The following is a 17,571-nucleotide window of genomic DNA, read 5'->3' on the forward strand; positions in this document are numbered from 1 at the left end:
TGCCTGCGCGGCATCTTAGTGCCGCAGGCGCCGGGAATGAAGCATCACGCGTGCACACGCAGGCGTATGGGGAAATGCATCGATGGGCGCGGGCAAAGAAAAAGCGGGCCGAAGCCCGCTTGTCGGTTTCGCTGCTGCATGGCGCGATCAGGCGTCGCCGCCCTTGGCCAGCATGCTGTTGCGGCGACCATAGGCCAGGTAGACCACGATGCCGACCGCGTTCCACACCAGGAACCACAGCTGCGTGCGCTGCGGCAGGCTCCAGAACAGGTACAGGCAGCCCAGTATCGCGACGGGCCCGACCACCCAGGCCAGCGGCGTGCGGAACACGCGTGGACGGTTGGGTTCGCGCGCGCGCAGCACCAGCAGGCACACGCCCACCGCGACGAAGGCCGCCAGCGTGCCGGCATTGGCGAGCGCGGCGATTTCATCCAGGCGCGCCACGCCGGCCAGCGCCGCCACCAGCACCGCGGTGAACACGGTGATCGCTACCGGCGTGCCGGTACGCGCGTTGACCTTCGACAGATTGCGCGGCAACAGGCCGTCGCGCGACATCACGAAGAAGATGCGGCTCTGACCGTAGAAGAACGCCAGCAGCACCGTCGGCAGCGCGATGATCGCCACGATGCCGATGACCAGCGCGGCCGTGCCGTGGCCGAGTTCGCGCATGATCAGCGCCAGCGGCTCGGCGCTCTGGCCGAAGACCGTGTAGCTCAGGGCGCCTACCGCGGCCACCGCCACCACCAGGTAGATCAGCGTGCAGCCGACCATCGAGCCGATGATGCCGATGGACAGATCGCGGCCGGGATTCTTGGTTTCCTCGGCGGCGGTGGAGATCGCATCGAAGCCGTAGAACGCGAAGAAGATGATCGCCGCCGCCGCCATCACGCCGCGTTCGACCCCGTCGGGCCCGATCGATTTCGGGAAGCCGTACGGCATGAACGGCTGCAGGTTGTCCGGGTTGAAGGCCGGCAGTGCGACCGCGATGAACACCGCCAGTGCGATCAGCTTGAGCACCACCAGGACCGCATTGAGCGTCGCGCTTTCGCGCGTCCCCGCGATCAGCATCCCCGCGACGAGGAACGTGATGACGATGGCCGGCAGGTTGATCAGGCCACCGGCATGCGGACCGGCCGACAGCGCTGCGGGCAGGGTGACGTTCCAGCCGAAGCTCTGCTGCACCCATTCGAGGAAGCCGACGAAATAGCCCGACCAGCCCACGGCCACCGTGCTGACGACCAGCGAGTATTCCAGGATCAGGCTCCAGCCCACGATCCACGCGATCGCTTCGCCAAGCACGCCATAGCTGTAGGTGTAGGCGCTGCCGGCGGCGGGCATCATCGTCGAGAGTTCGGCGTAGGCCAGCGCGGCGCACGCGCAGACGATGCCGGCGACCACGAACGAGATCAGTACCGCGGGCCCGGCCTTCTCGGCGCCCACGCCGATCAGCGTGTAGATGCCGGTACCGACGATGGCCCCGATACCCAGCGCCACCAGGTGCGGCCAGCTCAGCGTGGGAACCAGTCGGCGGCCCTCTTCGTGCTCGGTGATCCGGTCGATGGATTTGCGCCGTAGCCAGGTCATGGAAACTCCTCGAATGCGTCAACGGGACTGCACGCCGGCGATGGGCCGGCGCAGGAATGGTGAGGGGAGGACAGGACCCGCCGGCACGATCCCCGCCCCGGGGCCGCCCGCAGCCTAAGCGGGCAGGGCACGGGCTGGCAATCGGCGCCGCACCACGCGATGCGGGATCGCTCAGAGGTAGGACGATCGCGACGGATCGAACACCTGCGGGTAGTGGTGCACATCCAGCAGGTCGAGGAACACGTCCAAGCCTTCGTCAGATCGCACCAGGTCGTACTCCGCATCCGACAGCAGGTGCACCACCAGGGTCTCTATGCCATGGCCGTGCAGATGCAGGTTGTCGAACAGGTGCCGGTCCGCCGCGACCGCGGGCGGCAGCAGCAGGAACGTGGAGAACGGCGAGGCAGCCAGGGGGGGCACGGGCATGGGCACGGTATGGCCGTAACCCAGCCAGCTGCCTTCGGCGAACGGCAGTTTGGCCAGCCAGCGCAGCTGGGCGATGAAGTCCGGATGCGGCTCGCGGACGTACCAGAACAGCTCGCGCGCGGCGGATTCATCGCCGTCATAGCCCGCCGGCATCGTCATCAGGCGGTCGCTCATGCCACTGGTGACCAGCACGTGGCCAATGTCGCCACCGCCGGAGAACTCGCGTGCGTACACGTGCACGTCCACGCGGTGCCGGCGGTCGTCGTCGCGGTCGATGTATTCGGGTTCGCCCAGCGCGTCGCGCAATGCGGCGATCCGCGCGCCGGCGAGTGCGGGCAGCGGATCGGGCGCGGCGCCCATCAGCGTGCGGAGGCGTTGCAGCATGCCGGCTTTCCCCAAGCGGTCAGTGCGCGGCGACTGTGCGCCGCCGGCTCGAGCGGGTCAAGCCGCATCTCCACGTCCCGTGACGCGGCGCGCGCTTCCTGTGCGAGGGCGTTCGCGCCGTGGCCGGCTCAGGCGATGAGACGCCAGCGGCTACACTGTCCGCATGGATTCCCAGACCCTGCTCGTCCTCCTGCTGATTCTCGTGGCCTTCGCCGTCGTGCTGCTGGCGGTGCTGGTGCTGCGCCGTCCGGAGGCCCGCATCGGTGACCTGCTGGAACGGGCGCTGCGCGACGAGCAGCGTGAGGGCCGTGGCGAGTTGCGCGAGCAGCTGGAGGGGTTGTCGCGCGCGCAGGAGGCCCGCATCGACGGCTTTGCCCGCAACCTGGCCGATCTCAGCACCCGCACCGACCAGCGCCTGGACGTGCTGCGCGATACCTTGACCGAAGACGCGCGCAAGGGGCGCCTGGAAGCATCCGAGTCGCAGCAGCGCTTCGCCGACACACTGGGTCAGCGGCTCAACGAACTCACCCAGCGCAACGAGCAGCGGATCGGCGAGATGCGCGCCACGCTGGAGGATCGCCTGAAGGAACTGCAGGCCGACAACGCGCAGAAGCTGGAGCAGATGCGTGCGACGGTGGACGAAAAGCTGCAGGCCACCCTGACGCAGCGGCTCGATGCGTCGTTCTCGCTGGTGTCCGAGCGGCTGGAGGCGGTCCAGCGTGGCCTGGGCGAAATGCAGCAGCTCGCCACCGGTGTCGGCGACCTCAAGCGCGTGCTGAGCAACGTCAAGGATCGCGGCGGCTGGGGCGAGGTGCAGCTGGAGAACCTGCTGGAGCAGGTGCTGACGGCCGAGCAGTTCGCGCGCAGCGTGAAGGTGCGTCCGGACAGCAACGAAGCCGTCGATTTCGCCATCCGCCTACCTGGCCGGCAGGATGGCGACGTGCCGGTGTGGCTGCCCATCGATGCCAAGTTCCCGCGCGAGGATTACGAGAAGCTGATCGAAGCGCAGGAGCGCGGCGACGCCGATGCGATGCGTGTCGCGGCCACGCAGCTGGAACGTGCGATCAAGGTGCAGGCGAAGTCGATCAACGAAAAATACGTGGTGCCTCCCCACACCACCGATTTCGCGGTGCTCTTCCTGGCCACCGAAGGCCTGTATGCGGAAGCCATCCGCCGTCCGGGCCTGGTCGATGCGTTGCAGCGCGACTACCGCATCGTCATCGCCGGCCCGACCACGCTGGCGGCACTGCTCAACAGCCTGCAGATGGGCTTCCGCACGCTGGCCATCGAGAAGCGTTCCAGCGAGGTACGCGTGCTGCTGGGAGCGGTGAAGACCGAGTTCGGCAAGTTCGCCACGGTGCTGGAGAAAGCCAACAGCCAGTTGGACACGGTGCAGAACAGCATCAAGCAGGCGGGGGTGCGTACGCGCGCGATCGAGCGCCAGCTGCGCGGCGTCGAAGCGTTGCCGGGTGAGGAAACGCAGAAGCTGCTGGGCGGCGACGAAGCAGAGTGAGGCGTCGGGCGTTGTTCCTTCTCCCCGCGTGCGGGGAGAAGGTGCCCAGCGGGCGGATGAGGGGCGAGCGCGGTAAGGAACTGCGCGCGCAGGCATCACCTCTCCGTTCGCCCCTCACCCGCCTTCGGCACCCTCTCCCCGCTGCGCAGGGAGAGGGCAACAGCCAAAAGACAACGGCGCCTAATGGCGCCGTTGTCTTTGATCGCATTCCAATCCCGCCTCAACCGCCGCCGCTGATCTCCGGCATCGGCATGGCGTCCGCCGGCACGGTGGGGGTGCTCTCGTCCTGCAGGTACTCCGGCAGTTCTTCTTCGGTCTGCTTCGGCGTGCGGTGGCTTTCGATCTGGTAATTGCGGCGCTGCAGCCACGAATCGCGGACCAGCGCGTAATCGTCCACCGCGCCTTCGCGCAGGCTGTCCAGCGACAGCAGCTGGGCGCGGGTGTCCACCAGGTTCAGCCCCTGCAGGAAGATGCGGGTCTTGTCGTCTTCCACGTACCGGGTCGGACTGAGCGGCATGTCGCCTGCCAGTCCGAGCACATCACGCACGGTACGGGGACCGAAGAACGGCAGCTCCACATAACGAGAGCGTTTCCAGCCCCAGGTACCGAGCGTCTGGCCGAAATCCTCGCTGCGGCGCTTCATCTTGAGGTCGCTGGCGGGGTCGAAGATGCCGCCGATGCCGACCGTGGAGTTCAGCAGGAAGCGGCCGAACGTCTGCGTGGCATCGCGCGGACGCCCCTGCAGCAGCTGGTTCACCATCGTCAGCGGCTGGCGCAGGTTGTCGAAGAAGTTGCCAACGCCCAAGCGCACCGGTCGCGGCACCGCCGCCACGTAGGCACGGGCCAGCGGGCGTGCGACCGCACGGTCGACGACGTTGTTGAACGCGTGCACCTTCCGGTTGAACTTCTCCCACGGGTCGTAGGCGGTCGGCGACTGTGCGGGTGCGGGGAGGGTCGGATCGGCCACCGGGTCGTAGGCACCCTGGCCGTAGATGGCGGCGAAGTCGTCCTCGCCCTCCGACGCCGTGGCGGTGTCCGTCGCCGGCGCAGGCGTGTCGATGCTGGCCGGGTCGATGGGCGGTTCGGTCGGCAACGGGGCCGACGCGGTGCTGTCGATCACCACCGCGTCGGTCGGCGCGGCTGTCGAGGATTTGGGCGCCGACGCACATGCGGTCGCCAGGGCGGCGAGCAGGACGACGGTGCTGAGGCGGAACAGATTCATCCTGATTCCTGCAAAAACGGCGGGGGTGGGGGTTACGCCGGGAAATCCAGTTCCGGCGTCAGGCGATACGCGGCCTGGAGGTCGGCGAGACCTGCGGGCTGTCCTTCGAAACGGGGAGCGGCGCCGCTGGCGCGCAGGCGCGCGGCCAGCTCGCCCAACAGTGCCAGCCCGGCGCTGTCGACGGTAGTGACGTTGGTCAGGACAATGCGTTGCACGCCGGCCAGCTGCGCCGTGACCTGTGGCCACAGCGCTGCCGCCGCCGCGCGGTCCAGCGCGCCCGCGAACACGAGCGCCTCACCGTCCCGGCGGCCGCTGGCGTCAGCGGCCGCTGGCACTGCCGTTGACCTGCAGCTTGCCGGACTTCAGGTCCGCGGCCACCTGGGCGATGGACTTCTGCCGCAGCGGCGTGTCGAACTGGGTCTTGAACGTCTGCACGAAGGACACGCCTTCCGGCAGCACGTCGAACACCTTCCACTGGCCACCCACGTTGCGCGCGTAGAAGGTGATCGGGGTGACGGTCTGGTCGGGCTGCAGGAACTCGGTGTCGACCTTCACGCCGCGGCCGCCGGGCAGCGGCGTTTCGGACTTCACCCGCACCTTGAGGCGGGCATTGAAGTCCGCCAGGCGCGCACCGTACGCCGACAGCAGGCGCTCGGTCAGGGCTTGGCCGAACAGCTTCACGTCGGCATCGGAGGCGCCGCGGCCGTGCACGCCCAGCACCAGGCGGGCAGCGTAGTCGCCGTCGAACAGCGTGTTGAACTCGCCGGTGACGAACTGGCGCAGCGCGGCCGGATTCGACTTGAATTCGGCACGGCGCTGGTCGAGCGTGGTCAGGATGCGCGTGCTGCTGGCCAGCACGACCTGGCTGGCGGTGTTCTGTTTGGTAGCGGTGGCGGGCGCCGCTGCCTGTGCGAACACAGCGACCGGCGCGGACGCCAACAGCGCGGCAGACAGCACGACGGACAGGAGGGAGGGCTTCATCAGGGTCTTCATGGCGTGGGTTCTTCCGTAACGGGGGGCGCGGCAGTCTCGCCGCTGGCCGGGGTTTCCCCGGAGCCTGCACCGGCATTGTTGGTGCCGCCGCTGAACATGTACTTGCCGGCCAGCTGCAGCAGATCGACCGCCGGCTGGGTGAAGGCGATCTCCTCGCCGGGCTTCAGGACTTCGGGATCACCGCCCGGCGACAGGCCAATGTAGTTCTCGCCCAGCAGGCCGCTGGTGAAGATGCCGGCGGCGGTGTCGGCCGGCAGGTCCTTGTACTGGCTGTCGATGGACAGCGTGACCAGTGAGTCGAACTTGACCGGGTCCAGGCGGATGTCGGCCACCTGACCGATGACCACGCCGCCGATCTTCACCGGGGCCTGCTTGCGCAGCTGGCCGAGGTTGGAGAAGCGCGCAGTCAGCTCGTAGCTGCCGCCGCCCACGCCGAAGCGTTTGTTGGTGGAAGCCAGCGCCAGCACCAGCAGCGAGGCCAGGGCCAGCAGCAGGAAGGCGCCGACGGCGAACTCGAGACGGGGTCCACGGACGGACATGGGTCAGCTCCTGAAAAGCAATGCAGACATGACGAAATTGAACATCAGCACCAGCAGCGAGGCATTCACCACCGCGCGGGTGGTGGCCACGGAGGTGCCCTCGATGGTCGGCTCGGCGTGGAAGCCCACGTAGGCCGCGACCAGCGCGGCCGTACCGCCGAATACCGCCGACTTCAGCAGGGCCACGCCGAAGTCGTCCCAGAAATCCACGCTGTTCTGCAGCGCCGACCAGAACGTGCCGTTGTCCAGGCCGAGCACGTGCACGGCCTCGAAATAGCTCGCGCTGATCGCCAGCGAGCAGAAGAAGCCGGTCAGCAGCGGCACCGTCAGCACCGCCGCCCAGAAACGCGGCGCCACGGCCTTGGCCACCGGATCGATGGCCATCAGCTCCAGCGCCTTGATCTGGTCGGTGGCGCGCATCAGGCCCAGCTCGGCAGCGATGGAGCTGCCGGCGCGGCCGATGAACAGCAGCGCGGTCAGCACTGGGCCCAGTTCGCGGTACAGCGACAGGCCGAGCAACGTGGACAGCGCATCACTGGCGCCGAACGTGGTCAGCGTGCGGTAGCCCTGCAGCGTCAGCACCAGACCCACGAACGCACCGCCCACCGCGATGATCGGCAGCGAGCGGCCGCCGATCTTGTAGATCTCGCGGGTGAGCTCGGCGAAGAAGTCGCGGGTCGGCTTCGAGGCACGGAACACCGACAGCGAGAACAGGCCGGCACGGCCCAGCGAACGGGTGGCTTCGACGAAGGGCATCAGTGCACCTCCCCAACAGCGCCGTCTGCCGCGCTTGAGCCGTCATTCCGGCGAACGCCGGAATCCATTGTGCTCTTGCGGTTGCTCCGGGCCTTGCGAGCAGAATCAAAATCAACATGGATCCCGGCGTTCGCCGGGATGACGAGAGGGACAATCTGCGCCGTGCAATAACGCATCACGCAGCCTCCCCGCGCTTGACCGTGTCGAACGCGATCGGGCCATCCGGTTCGCCGCGCAGGAACTGCTTCACCAGCGGGTCGGACGTCGCTTCCAGTTCGGCCGGCGTGCCGGAGAACACCAGCCCGCCGTTGGCGATCACCACCGCCTGGTCGGCGATGGGCAGGGTTTCATGCACGTGATGGGTCACGATGATGCTGGTCAGTCCCAGGGTGTCGTTGAGACGCTGGATCAGGCTCATGATCACGCCGCTGGCGATCGGGTCCAGCCCGGTCAGCGGCTCGTCGTAGATCATCAGTGGCGGGTCCAGCGCCAGCGCCCGGGCCAGCGCCACGCGGCGTGCCATGCCGCCGGACAGTTCGCGCGGATAGGCGTCGGCGGCGGCGCGCAGGCCCACCGCATTCAATTTGAAATCCACCAGCCGGCGGATCAGTGCGTCCGGCAGCTTCGTATGCGTGCGCAGCGGCAGCGCCACGTTGTCGGCCACGGTGAGGTCGGTCAGCAGGCCGTTGCCCTGCAGCAGCACGCCGATGCCCTTGCGCATTTCCAGCAAGGCGCGGCTGCGGTGCGGCACGGGCTGGCCGAACACCTCCACGCTGCCCGCCGCTGGCGGCAATTCGCCGGTCAACGCGGCCAGCAGCGTCGACTTGCCGCTGCCCGACGGACCCAGCACCGCGGTGATGCTGCCGCGCGGCACAGACAGGTCGATGTCGCGCAGGATGCTGCGGCCGCCGCGATCAAGGCGGAGGCCGGACAGGTGCACGGCAGGGGCGTCGGCAGGCGTCATGGGCGTCGTCGGCGAGCGGGGGTGGCGGAGCGGGGGTGGCGGAGCGGGGGTGGCGGAGCGGGGGGAGTAGCGGGTTAACGCAAAAACAACGATGTAGCTTCACGGCCAACGGCTGAACATAAACCGTACCGCGCAGTTTGATTATTGTGGCACCCGACCGCCGCCCGCGCGCACGGTCGTGCGGGATGCTGTGGCCCAAACAGCTGTATCTCCGGCGCGATACCGGCATCCGGCACAATGGCGACGACGATGACGACCCACGCCACGCCCGACTTCCGCCTCTACCACTCCAACGCGCTGGAGGTGCTGGCGGGCCTGCTGGCACGGGAATTGAGCACGGCCGCGCCCGGCGTGCCGCTGCTGGCCCCGGACACCGTGCTGATCCCCCAAGTCGCGATGCGGCGTTGGCTGCAGGCCACGCTGGCCACCGAGCACGGCATCGCCGCGAACCTGGAATTCCTCACCCCCGGCGAGTTCGTCGCACGTGCGCTGGACGCCAATGTGTCGGGCGAGGGCGACGATCTCGATGCCGCGACGCTGCACTGGCGGCTGTACGCCGCGCTGACCGACCCCGTGCTGCTCGCGCGTCCGGCCATGGCGCAGATCGCCGCCTACCTGGCGGGTACCGCGGCGCGCCGGCCCGATCCACTCAAGCCGTGGGCGCTGGCGGGGGAACTGGCCGACGTGTTCGAGAAGTACCAGGCCTGGCGTCGCGACTGGTTGCTGCGCTGGGAAAGTGGCGCCGATCCCGACGACCCGCAGGCGATCCTGTGGCGCCACGTCGCCGGTGGCCACGACTACCGCGCGCGGCGCATCCAGCGCTATCTCGACCGCTTCGAGGGCGCAGGCCAGCCGTTGCCGCAGGGACTGCCGCCACGCGTGTTCGCGTTCGCCACGCTCAATGTCTCCCCCGACGTGCTGCGGGTGCTGGCCACGCAGGCGCGCGTGGGCACGCTGCATTTCTATGTCCCTTCGCCGGTGAAGGAATACTGGGGCGACCTGCAACGCCTGCGCGCGGGCGCCGAGGACGACACGACCGCCGACGCCCGCCTGCTGCAGGCCTGGGGTGCGGCGGGGCGCGACTTCATGGCCGTGATCGGCGGTTACGAACTGGTGCATCCCAGCCTGGACGTGCGCGGCCATGCCGATCCCGGTGCGGGGGGCGGCAAGTTCCAGGGCAGCCTGCTGCGGCGACTGCAGTCGGACCTGTTCCATCGCCGTGCGCAGCCGCCCGACCTGCTGCCGGCCCTGCGCACCGACGATCCCAGCCTGCAGGTACACGCCTGCCACACGCGCCTGCGTGAGCTGCAGGTACTGCATGACCAGCTGCGAGCGTTGCTGGAGGACGACCGCTTCGATCCGCCGCTGCAGCCGCGCGAAATCGCGGTGCTGGCGCCGGACATCGACCCGTACGTGCCCTACCTGGAAGCCGTGTTCGGCGCACCGGGCGATGGCGACCGGTTGCCGTACGCGCTGGCCGACACCAGTCCGTTGGCCGGCGAGCCGTTGGCCGACGTGTTCGTGCGCCTGCTCGGCCTGCCGGTCTCGCGCTTCGGCACCCACGAGATCCTCGATCTGCTCGCCAGTGCGCCCATCGCGAACGCGGCCGGTCTCGATGCCCCCGCCTTCGAGCGCCTGCACGCGTGGCTGCAGGCCGCAGGCGCGCGCTGGGGACTGGATGCGAAGCACCGTGCCGCGCACGACGCGCCCGCCGACGATGCCTACACCTGGCAGTTCGCGCTCGACCGCCTGCTGCTGGGCCACGCCAGCGGCGCGCAGGACGACATCGCCGGCGTCGCGCCCTGGCCGGAACTGGAAGGCAGTGCGCTCGACGCGCTGGACATCCTGGTCCGCCTGCTGCGCGTGCTGGCCCGCCACCAGAAATCGCTGGGCGAAGCGATCACGCCCGCGCAATGGCGCGAACGGCTGCTCGGACTGCTCGCCGCACTGCTGCCGCGCGAACCCGTCCTGCCTGCCCGCCTGCGCGCACTCGACCGCCTGCGCATGCTCATCGACGACTTCGCCGCGCAGGCGGAGAAAGCGGGCTATGCCGACACCGTGCCGGCCGACGTGGTGCGCGCACACTTCACCACCACACTTGCCGAAGCCGATACGCGCGCGCCCCTGCTGACCGGCGGCATCAGCTTCGGCCGCATGGTGCCGATGCGGCTGCTGCCGTTCCGCGTGATCTGCGTGCTCGGCATGAACGATGGCGACTATCCGCGCCGCGATCCCGCCGCCGGCCTGAGCAAGCTCACGGCCGAACTCGGCACCGACCAGCGCCGGCATGGCGACCGCTCGCTGCGCGAAGACGACCGCTTCCTGTTCCTGCAACTGTTCGCCGCCGCGCAGGACGTGTTCCTACTCAGTTATCTCGGAGCCGATCCGCGCGACGGCAGCGCACGCGAACCGTCGGTGCTGGTCAGTGAACTCATCGACGCCGCCGCGCAGCAGCATGCCAATCCGTCCTCCGTCGCCAGGGCGCTGGTGGTGCACCATCCGCTGCAGCCGTTCTCGCCCGCCGCGTTCGGTGGCGACGACGACCCACGCCGCTTCAGCTACCGCCGGCAATGGCATCCCGCCGCCGGCCAGCTGGCGGGGCGACGCTCGCCCCTGCCGCGCTGGTTCCCGGGCGACGCGATGCCGCCACCTGCCGACGCCGGCTCCCCGCTGTCGCTCGACCTGCTGCGCCGCTTCCTGACCGCACCGGCCGAGCAGTTCCTGCGCCAGCGGCTCGGCCTGCGGCTGGACGGGATCGACGAGACGGGCGACGACGTCGAACCGTTGCTGCTGCCGGGCCGCGGCCTGGCGCGCAGCGAAGTGCAGGCGGCCGTGTTCGCCGGGGTGCAGCAGGGCGACGATGACGCCACGCTGCATGCCGCCCTGCGCGCCCGCGCACTGCTGCCCTCGGGTCCGCTGGGGCGGCGCACGCTGGCCGCGCTGCGCAGCGAGGTCATGCCGTATGCGCGCGCCTTCGCCGACTGGCGTGGCAGCGACGTGCCGGCGACGCAGCGCATCGAGGTGGACATCGACGGCGTCGCATTGCACGGCACGCTGGCGGGCGTGTATCTGCACGGGCTTGCCCGCGTTCGCATCGGTGCTCCGGGCGGAAACGCGGCGATCCGCGACGGCCTGGACTGGCTGCTCGCCAGTGCGGCCGGCCTGGCGCTGCCCCTGGTTCAATTCCACGAAGGCGGCAGGAAGCCGGCATCCGGCCATCCGTTCGGTCCCCACGTGCGTCCGCCACTCGCTCCGGACCAGGCGCGCACGGTGCTCCGGCACCTGCTCTGGCTGCGCGAACAGGGCCTGCGCGAACCGCTGCCGTTCGCGCCTTACAGCGGTTGGGAATTCTTCGCCGCCGCGCCCGACATGGAAGCGGGCCTGAAGGAAGCGGCGAAGAAATGGTACGGAAGCGAGCGCAGCTGGAGCGAAGGCAGCGGAGATGCGCTGCGGCTCGCGCTGCGCGGGTGCGATCCGTTCACCGATGACGCAACACGGCTGCGGTTCGCGGATCTTTCGATGTCGATCTATCTCGCGGTCACGCAGGGCGAGGTCTACGCCGGCACCGATCCCGAGGCGTTGCGCGCGCTGGCTCCCGTCTTCGACGCGGAGGACGCCGGATGACCGCCGCACGCGATCCCTATCTCGCGCTGCCGCTCGATGGCGTGCAATCCATCGAGGCGTCCGCCGGTACCGGCAAGACCTTCACCCTGGCCACGCTGGTCGTGCGGCTGGTGGTGGAAGGTGGCCTGCGCATCGGCGAGATCCTGGCCGTCACCTTCACCGAGGCCGCCACCCAGGAGCTGCGCGCGCGCATCCGTGCCCGTCTGCTGCTGGCGGTATCGCTGCCCGCCGTCGCTGCCGCCGAGGAAGGGCCGGAAGCGGCATTGACGCGCGCGCTCCTCGACGCGTATCTCGCGCGGAGTGGCGAATCCCCCACTGCACTGCACCGCCGCCTGCGCGAAGCCGCCGACGGCATGGACCTGGCGGCGGTGTTCACCATCCACGGCTTCTGTGCACGGGTGCTGCGCGAACACGCTCTGGAAAGCGGGCACGGTTTCGATGCCCCGCAGTTGCTCGCCAACGACGCATCGCTGCGGCAGGAAATCGCCGCGGACCTGTGGCGCGCGCATGGCGTGGACGATGACGGTGCGGAGGATCTGCTTGCGCTGTGGAAGGGCGGCCCCGAGGCCCTGGCGGCCGACCTGCCTGCGTTGCTGCGCGAAGAGCGTTTGCAGCCGCACCCCGTCGATCCGCTGCCTGCCGCACCCGCGTTGCGCGAGGCGGGCGAAGCACTCGCCGTCGCGTACCGCGCCCACGGGAACGCGTTCCGCGATGCCCTGGTCGCCGCGGTGGAGGGCAAGGTGCTGCACGGCGGCAGCTACAAGGTCGAGTGGATCGCCGCGCTGTTCGACGCGCTGGGTGCGTGGGCGCTCGCGGACGATGCCGGCGTGCCATTCGCGCACGACAAGCTGCCGCAGCTGCGCTGCGAGGCACTGCTGCAGAGAACCAGCAAGGGCGGCACGGGCCGCACCCCGGCGTCGCCGCTGAGCGAGGCCATCGACGTGTACCTGCAGATGCAGGACCGCATCGAGGCTTACCGGGAGGCGCGCCGCGTCGCCCTGCTGCATCGCCTGCGCGACGATGCCCGGGCACGGCTGGCGCTGCGCAAACAGCAGCTGCGCGTGCAGACTTACGACGACCTGATCGACGGCGTCGCCGACGCGCTCGAAACGCCGCATGCGGACGCCCTGGTGCAGCGCCTGCGGGCGCAGTACCGCGTCGCGCTGGTCGACGAGTTCCAGGACACTGATCCGCGCCAGTGGCGCATCTTCGACCGCGTGTTCGGCAGCAGGAGTCCGCAGCCGGCGCTGTTCGTCATCGGGGATCCCAAGCAGGCGATCTACGGCTTCCGTGGCGGCGACGTGGAAACCTACCTCGCCGCGCAGGCCGATGCCGTCGACGCGCCACCGCTGTCGCACAACTTCCGTTCGCGGCCCTCGGTGCTGCGCGCCATCGAAGCGCTGTACGCCCAGGCCGGCGACGCCGCGTTCGTCGATGAGCGCATCCGTTTCCATCCGGTCGCGCCCGGCGGCACCCGTCACGATGACGACTTCCAGCGCCATGGCACGGCCGCACCCGCGCTGACCGTGTGGCAGGCGCCATCGCCAGCGCCCGGACCGGACGGCAAGCTCAAGCCCTGGGACGCAGGCACCTCGCGTGAGCTGGCCACCGCTGCCTGCGTGGCCGCCATCCATGGCGTGCTGGTCGAGGCGCGGTCCGGCGCGGCGACGATCGCCGGCAGGCCCGTGCGGCCCGGCGACATCGCCGTGCTGGTCCGCACGCACAGGGATGCCACCCGCATCCGGCAGGCGCTGGCCGAGGTCGGCATTCCCGCCGTCGCGGCCGGCAAGCTCAGCCTGTTCGCCACGCCGGAAGCGCGCGAACTGCACGCGCTGCTGCGCTCGTTGATGCACGGCGCGGACGACGGCCATCTGCGCACCGCGCTGTCCACCGTCCTGCTGGGCGTGGATGCCAACGGCATCGCCGCACTCGAGACCGACGGCGATGCGATGCGCCGCTGGCAACAGCGCGCGCAGGACTGGCGCGAACGCCTGCAACGCGGCGGCCCGCTGGCGCTGGTCAACGACCTGTGCGCGGAGCACGCCCCGCGCCTGCTCGGCCTGCTCGACGGTGAGCGCAGGCTCACCAACTACCTGCAGACGGCCGAAATGCTGCAGGAGGCCGACGCCCGTACGCTCGGCCTGCCCGGCCTCGTCGACTGGCTGGCCGCTGCCATCGCCGATGCCGGCACCGGCGCCGATGACGACGCGCAGCTGCTGCGGCTGGAATCCGACGCGCACCGCGTGCAGGTGGTGACGCTGCACAAGAGCAAGGGCCTGGAGTATCCGCTGGTGTTCCTGCCGTACGCAGGCATCGGCGGCAAGGCGCCCGATCCCGGCCAGCGTGTCGTCGTCACCGACGCGGACGGCCGCGTGCTGCACTGGAAGCTGCAGGACGAAGTCTCCGGCTGGAGCGCGGCCAAGGCGCAATGGAGCGAGGCACAGCGCGCCGAAGATGCGCGCCTGTTGTACGTCGGCCTGACCCGTGCCTGCCACGCGCTGTGGCTGGCAGCGGGCGCCTTCTACCAGCACGCCCAGTCACCGCTGTGGGCGATGGTGCGCGATGCCGACGCCCTGCTGGCGCGCGACCCGGGCATCCGCATCGACCCCACGTCGCCGCCCGCGGCATTGCCGTGGTTGCCGCCCGTGGCCGAGGGCGCGGTGCCGGCCGCCCGCATCGCCCGGCGTTCCATCGCGCCCGACTGGTGGGTCTACAGCTTCACCCAGCTCGCACATGCCGATGCGGGCCACGCCATCGATGCCGCCTCCACCGAGGCCGATGGCGCGGCCGCGGACGAACCGGTGCAGCCGCCCGATGACGCGGACGCATCCCCCGACATCCCCGCCGACGCGTACGACCCGCGCTTCAGTGGCAGCCGTTTCGGCAACGTGCTGCATGCGGCGCTCGAAGACACCCGATTCAGCGCATGGGCGCCGTGGCAGGTGGGCGATGCGGCGCCGGAAGGAGAACATGCTGCCCTGCTCGCTGCGCTGCGCAGGGAAGGCTACGCCCAGGACGACCTGGCCGACGGCATCGCGCTGCTCACCTCGCTGGTCGGGCGCACGCTGACCGTCGCGCTGCCCGAGGGCGGCGCACTGCATGCGCTGGGCGAATACGAGCGACGTGCCGAAATCGAATTCCACTTCGCCCTCGCGTCCACCGCCGTGCCGGCGTTGCTGGCGCTGCTGCACGCGCATGGCGTGGTGCGCGCGCGCCAGGGGTTCGGCCTGCGCTCGCGGCTGGAAGGGTTGATGACCGGCAAGATCGATTTGACCTACGTGCGCGACGGGCGCTGGTACGTGCTCGACTACAAGTCCAACCGCCTGCCGCGCTACGACGCGCCCGCGCTGGCCGCCGCGATGGCGCACAGCGAGTACGATCTGCAGGCTCTGGTCTACACCGTCGCGCTGCACCGCTGGCTGCGTTTCCGCCTGGGCGACGGCTATGACTATGCACGCGACTTCGGCGGCATACGTTACGTGTTCTGCCGTGGACTCGAACCCGCGCGCGATGCGTCGCTCGGTGTACATGCGCAGCGCTTCGCGCCGGAACTCGTGCACGCACTCGATGCCCTGTTCGCCGGCCACGGTCAGGAGGCGGCCGCATGAGCCTGCTCGATGCCCTGTTCCGCCACGGCCATCTGCGCACCCTGGACCACGCCCTCGCGCAGAGCCTGCGCCGTCTGGATGCGTCCACGCCCGACGCGGTACTGGCCGCCGCCGCGCTGGCGTCGCTCGCCGTCGCCAAGGGCCATGCCGGGCTCTCGCTGCGCGAGCCGCAGGCACTGCTCGATGCCGAAGCCCCCATCGACTGGCCATCCGCCGATGCGTGGCGCGCATGTCTTGCCGCCTCGCGCTGGGTGGCCACGCCGGACGATGCCGATGCCATCGCCGATCCGCACGCGCCGCTGGTGCTGGAACAGGACCTGCTCTACCTGCGCCGTTATCGCGAGTACGAACGCGCGCTCGCGCTCGGCCTGCAACGCCTCGCCGCGCACGCGGTGCCGGCAACCGGCATCGATGCGCTCGCGCCCGTGTTCGCACAGCTGTTTCCGCCGGCCGCGCACGATGCTCACCAGGCGCGTGCCGCCGCGCTTGCGCTGCGCCATGCCCTGCTGCTGGTCACCGGCGGTCCCGGTACCGGCAAGACCACCACCACCGCGCGCCTGCTGGTGCTGCTGGCCGCACAGGCGCAGCACGCGGGCCGCGCCGCGCCGCGCGTCGCCCTGGCCGCGCCTACCGGTCGCGCTGCCGAACGCATGGCCGAGAGCGTCCGCCATGCAGTGCAGGCTTTGGCGGCGCAGGGCGTGGACGCCGACCTGCTCGCGGCGCTGCCCACCACGGGCACCACCCTGCACCGGTTGCTCGGCACGATTCCGGATTCGCCCCGCTTCCGCCATCACGCCGACAACCCGCTGCCGTTCGACGTGGTCGTCGTCGACGAAGCCTCGATGATCGACCTGCCGCTGATGGCCAAGCTGGTGGACGCGGTGGCCGATGGCACGCGCCTGGTGCTGCTGGGCGATCCGGACCAGTTGCCATCGGTGGAAGCGGGCGACGTGCTGGCCGCCATCCTCAGCGCGGCCGGGGAAGGCAACGACATCGGCATGCAGGATGCGGGGGCGCTCCACCCGCTGCTCGGCGATGCTCCGCCCGCTGATCACCATGCAGGCGGGGATCAGCGACCGGGCCGCTTCGCCGGCATCCGCGTGCATCTGCAGCGCGGTTGGCGCCAGAGCGAGGCCTTGCAGCTGGCGCCGCTGGCCGCCGCGGTGCGCGAAGGCGATGCCTCCGCCACGCTGTCGCTGCTGCGCGGCGACACGCTTGCCGGCATGCGGTTCCATGAAGACCTGGCCGATCCGCTGGACATGCAGCGCGAAGACCTGTTGTCGCACTGGCGCGCGCTGGGCAAAGCCGCCACGCCCACCGACGCGCTGGCACTGTCCGCGCGCCTGCGCATCCTCACCGCCGTGCGTGAAGGCCCGCAGGGCGCGCGCACGTTGAACGCGCGCATCGAGCGCCTGCTGGTGGAGGGCGGCACCGGCCTGCAGCGCGCCGGGCAGGGACACTTCCACGGCCAGTTGGTCATCGTCACCGAGAACAGCTATCGCCACCGCCTGTTCAACGGCGACATCGGGCTGTGTTTCCGCGATGCGCAAGGCGTGTTGCTGGCCTGGTTCCCGGGCGACACACCCGCACAGCCGCGCGCGTTCCATCCCGCCTCGCTGCCCGCGCACGAGTCCGCGTTCGCCATGACCGTACACAAGGCGCAGGGCAGCGAGTTCGACGCGGTCTGGCTGCTGCTGCCGGCACGCGGCAACCGCGTGCTGTCGCGCGAGCTGGTTTACACCGGCATCACCCGCGCCCGGCGCGAACTGCACATCGCCGGCAGCGAAGCGGTGATCCGCGACGCACTGTCGCGGCATGCAAGCCGGTGGTCGGGGCTGGGCTGGCGGTTGGCGCGTCCACGCATCGCGTCGTAGCACCGCAGCACCGTGCAACCGCATCGCACGCGCGTCGCAAAGCATGAACACGGGTTTGCGGTCACGCCCCCAAGGGCGTATACC

General features: G+C 70.0%; 12 protein-coding genes. 4 read left to right on the plus strand and 8 right to left on the minus strand.

Features of this window, described 5'->3' with window-relative positions; translation table 11 throughout:
- Positions 1–147: 147 nt before the first annotated feature.
- Positions 148–1,584, minus strand: a complete 1,437-nt coding sequence (locus tag WBN46_RS18520; RefSeq protein ID WP_337732863.1) for an amino acid permease — start codon at positions 1,582–1,584, stop codon at positions 148–150.
- Between the two features lie 171 nt (positions 1,585–1,755).
- On the minus strand, positions 1,756–2,394 hold the full coding sequence (locus WBN46_RS18525; RefSeq protein WP_337732864.1) for a suppressor of fused domain protein: 639 nt from the start codon (positions 2,392–2,394) through the stop codon (positions 1,756–1,758).
- 163 nt (positions 2,395–2,557) lie between these two features.
- On the opposite strand from WBN46_RS18525, the gene rmuC reads away from it, so the two are divergent.
- Positions 2,558–3,907: a DNA recombination protein RmuC gene (gene rmuC, locus WBN46_RS18530; protein WP_337732865.1), complete on the plus strand. Its 1,350-nt coding sequence runs from the start codon at positions 2,558–2,560 to the stop codon at positions 3,905–3,907.
- A 220-nt stretch (positions 3,908–4,127) separates the two neighbouring features.
- Here rmuC and WBN46_RS18535 read toward each other — a convergent pair whose 3' ends face one another.
- From WBN46_RS18535 to WBN46_RS18560, 6 genes are all read right to left on the minus strand, one after another.
- Positions 4,128–5,129, minus strand: a complete 1,002-nt coding sequence (locus tag WBN46_RS18535; protein WP_337732866.1) for a VacJ family lipoprotein — start codon at positions 5,127–5,129, stop codon at positions 4,128–4,130.
- A gap of 32 nt (positions 5,130–5,161) precedes the next feature.
- Positions 5,162–5,464: an STAS domain-containing protein gene (locus WBN46_RS18540; RefSeq protein WP_337732867.1), complete on the minus strand. Its 303-nt coding sequence runs from the start codon at positions 5,462–5,464 to the stop codon at positions 5,162–5,164.
- Positions 5,448–6,110 carry an ABC transporter substrate-binding protein gene (locus WBN46_RS18545; protein ID WP_337732925.1) on the minus strand — a complete coding sequence of 221 codons (663 nt, stop codon included), beginning with the start codon at positions 6,108–6,110 and terminating at the stop codon, positions 5,448–5,450. Before WBN46_RS18545 ends, WBN46_RS18540 begins: the two co-directional genes overlap by 17 nt.
- 8 nt (positions 6,111–6,118) lie before the next feature.
- A complete protein-coding gene (gene mlaD, locus WBN46_RS18550) occupies positions 6,119–6,661 on the minus strand; it encodes an outer membrane lipid asymmetry maintenance protein MlaD (protein ID WP_192203170.1) in 543 nt (180 codons plus the stop codon).
- Between the two features lie 3 nt (positions 6,662–6,664).
- Positions 6,665–7,417, minus strand: a complete 753-nt coding sequence (locus WBN46_RS18555; RefSeq protein ID WP_192203171.1) for an MlaE family lipid ABC transporter permease subunit — start codon at positions 7,415–7,417, stop codon at positions 6,665–6,667.
- 175 nt (positions 7,418–7,592) lie between these two features.
- Positions 7,593–8,381, minus strand: coding sequence for an ATP-binding cassette domain-containing protein (locus WBN46_RS18560; RefSeq protein WP_337732868.1), 789 nt, complete (start codon positions 8,379–8,381; stop codon positions 7,593–7,595).
- Positions 8,382–8,630: 249 nt separating this feature from the next.
- On the opposite strand from WBN46_RS18560, the gene recC reads away from it, so the two are divergent.
- From recC to recD, 3 genes are read left to right on the plus strand one after another with little or no spacing between them, the layout of a single operon-like run.
- The gene (gene recC / locus WBN46_RS18565) at positions 8,631–12,005 is read left to right on the plus strand and encodes an exodeoxyribonuclease V subunit gamma (RefSeq protein WP_337732869.1); all 3,375 of its coding nucleotides are present in this window, start codon (positions 8,631–8,633) and stop codon (positions 12,003–12,005) included.
- On the plus strand, positions 12,002–15,613 hold the full coding sequence (locus WBN46_RS18570; protein WP_337732870.1) for an exodeoxyribonuclease V subunit beta: 3,612 nt from the start codon (positions 12,002–12,004) through the stop codon (positions 15,611–15,613). The genes recC and WBN46_RS18570 overlap by 4 nt, the downstream gene beginning before the upstream one ends.
- Complete coding sequence (recD, locus tag WBN46_RS18575) at positions 15,610–17,487, plus strand: exodeoxyribonuclease V subunit alpha (RefSeq protein WP_337732871.1); 1,878 nt, start codon at positions 15,610–15,612, stop codon at positions 17,485–17,487. The genes WBN46_RS18570 and recD overlap by 4 nt, the downstream gene beginning before the upstream one ends.
- Positions 17,488–17,571: the final 84 nt, after the last annotated feature.

The sequence above is a fragment of the Pseudoxanthomonas sp. CCNWLW251 genome, from assembly GCF_037402255.1.
GTDB lineage: Bacteria > Pseudomonadota > Gammaproteobacteria > Xanthomonadales > Xanthomonadaceae > Pseudoxanthomonas_A.

Bases quoted from the DNA above. Each gene is read 5' to 3' on its own strand.
- WBN46_RS18570 (WP_337732870.1), top strand. From the start codon at position 12,002: ATGACCGCCGCACGCGATCCCTATCTCGCGCTGCCGCTCGATGGCGTG.
- recC (WP_337732869.1), top strand. From the start codon at position 8,631: ATGACGACCCACGCCACGCCCGACTTCCGCCTCTACCACTCCAACGCG.
- recD (WP_337732871.1), top strand. From the start codon at position 15,610: ATGAGCCTGCTCGATGCCCTGTTCCGCCACGGCCATCTGCGCACCCTG.
- mlaD (WP_192203170.1), bottom strand. From the start codon at position 6,661: ATGTCCGTCCGTGGACCCCGTCTCGAGTTCGCCGTCGGCGCCTTCCTG.
- rmuC (WP_337732865.1), top strand. From the start codon at position 2,558: ATGGATTCCCAGACCCTGCTCGTCCTCCTGCTGATTCTCGTGGCCTTC.
- WBN46_RS18560 (WP_337732868.1), bottom strand. From the start codon at position 8,381: ATGACGCCTGCCGACGCCCCTGCCGTGCACCTGTCCGGCCTCCGCCTT.
- WBN46_RS18555 (WP_192203171.1), bottom strand. From the start codon at position 7,417: ATGCCCTTCGTCGAAGCCACCCGTTCGCTGGGCCGTGCCGGCCTGTTC.
- WBN46_RS18545 (WP_337732925.1), bottom strand. From the start codon at position 6,110: ATGAAGCCCTCCCTCCTGTCCGTCGTGCTGTCTGCCGCGCTGTTGGCG.
- WBN46_RS18535 (WP_337732866.1), bottom strand. From the start codon at position 5,129: ATGAATCTGTTCCGCCTCAGCACCGTCGTCCTGCTCGCCGCCCTGGCG.
- WBN46_RS18520 (WP_337732863.1), bottom strand. From the start codon at position 1,584: ATGACCTGGCTACGGCGCAAATCCATCGACCGGATCACCGAGCACGAA.
- WBN46_RS18525 (WP_337732864.1), bottom strand. From the start codon at position 2,394: ATGCTGCAACGCCTCCGCACGCTGATGGGCGCCGCGCCCGATCCGCTG.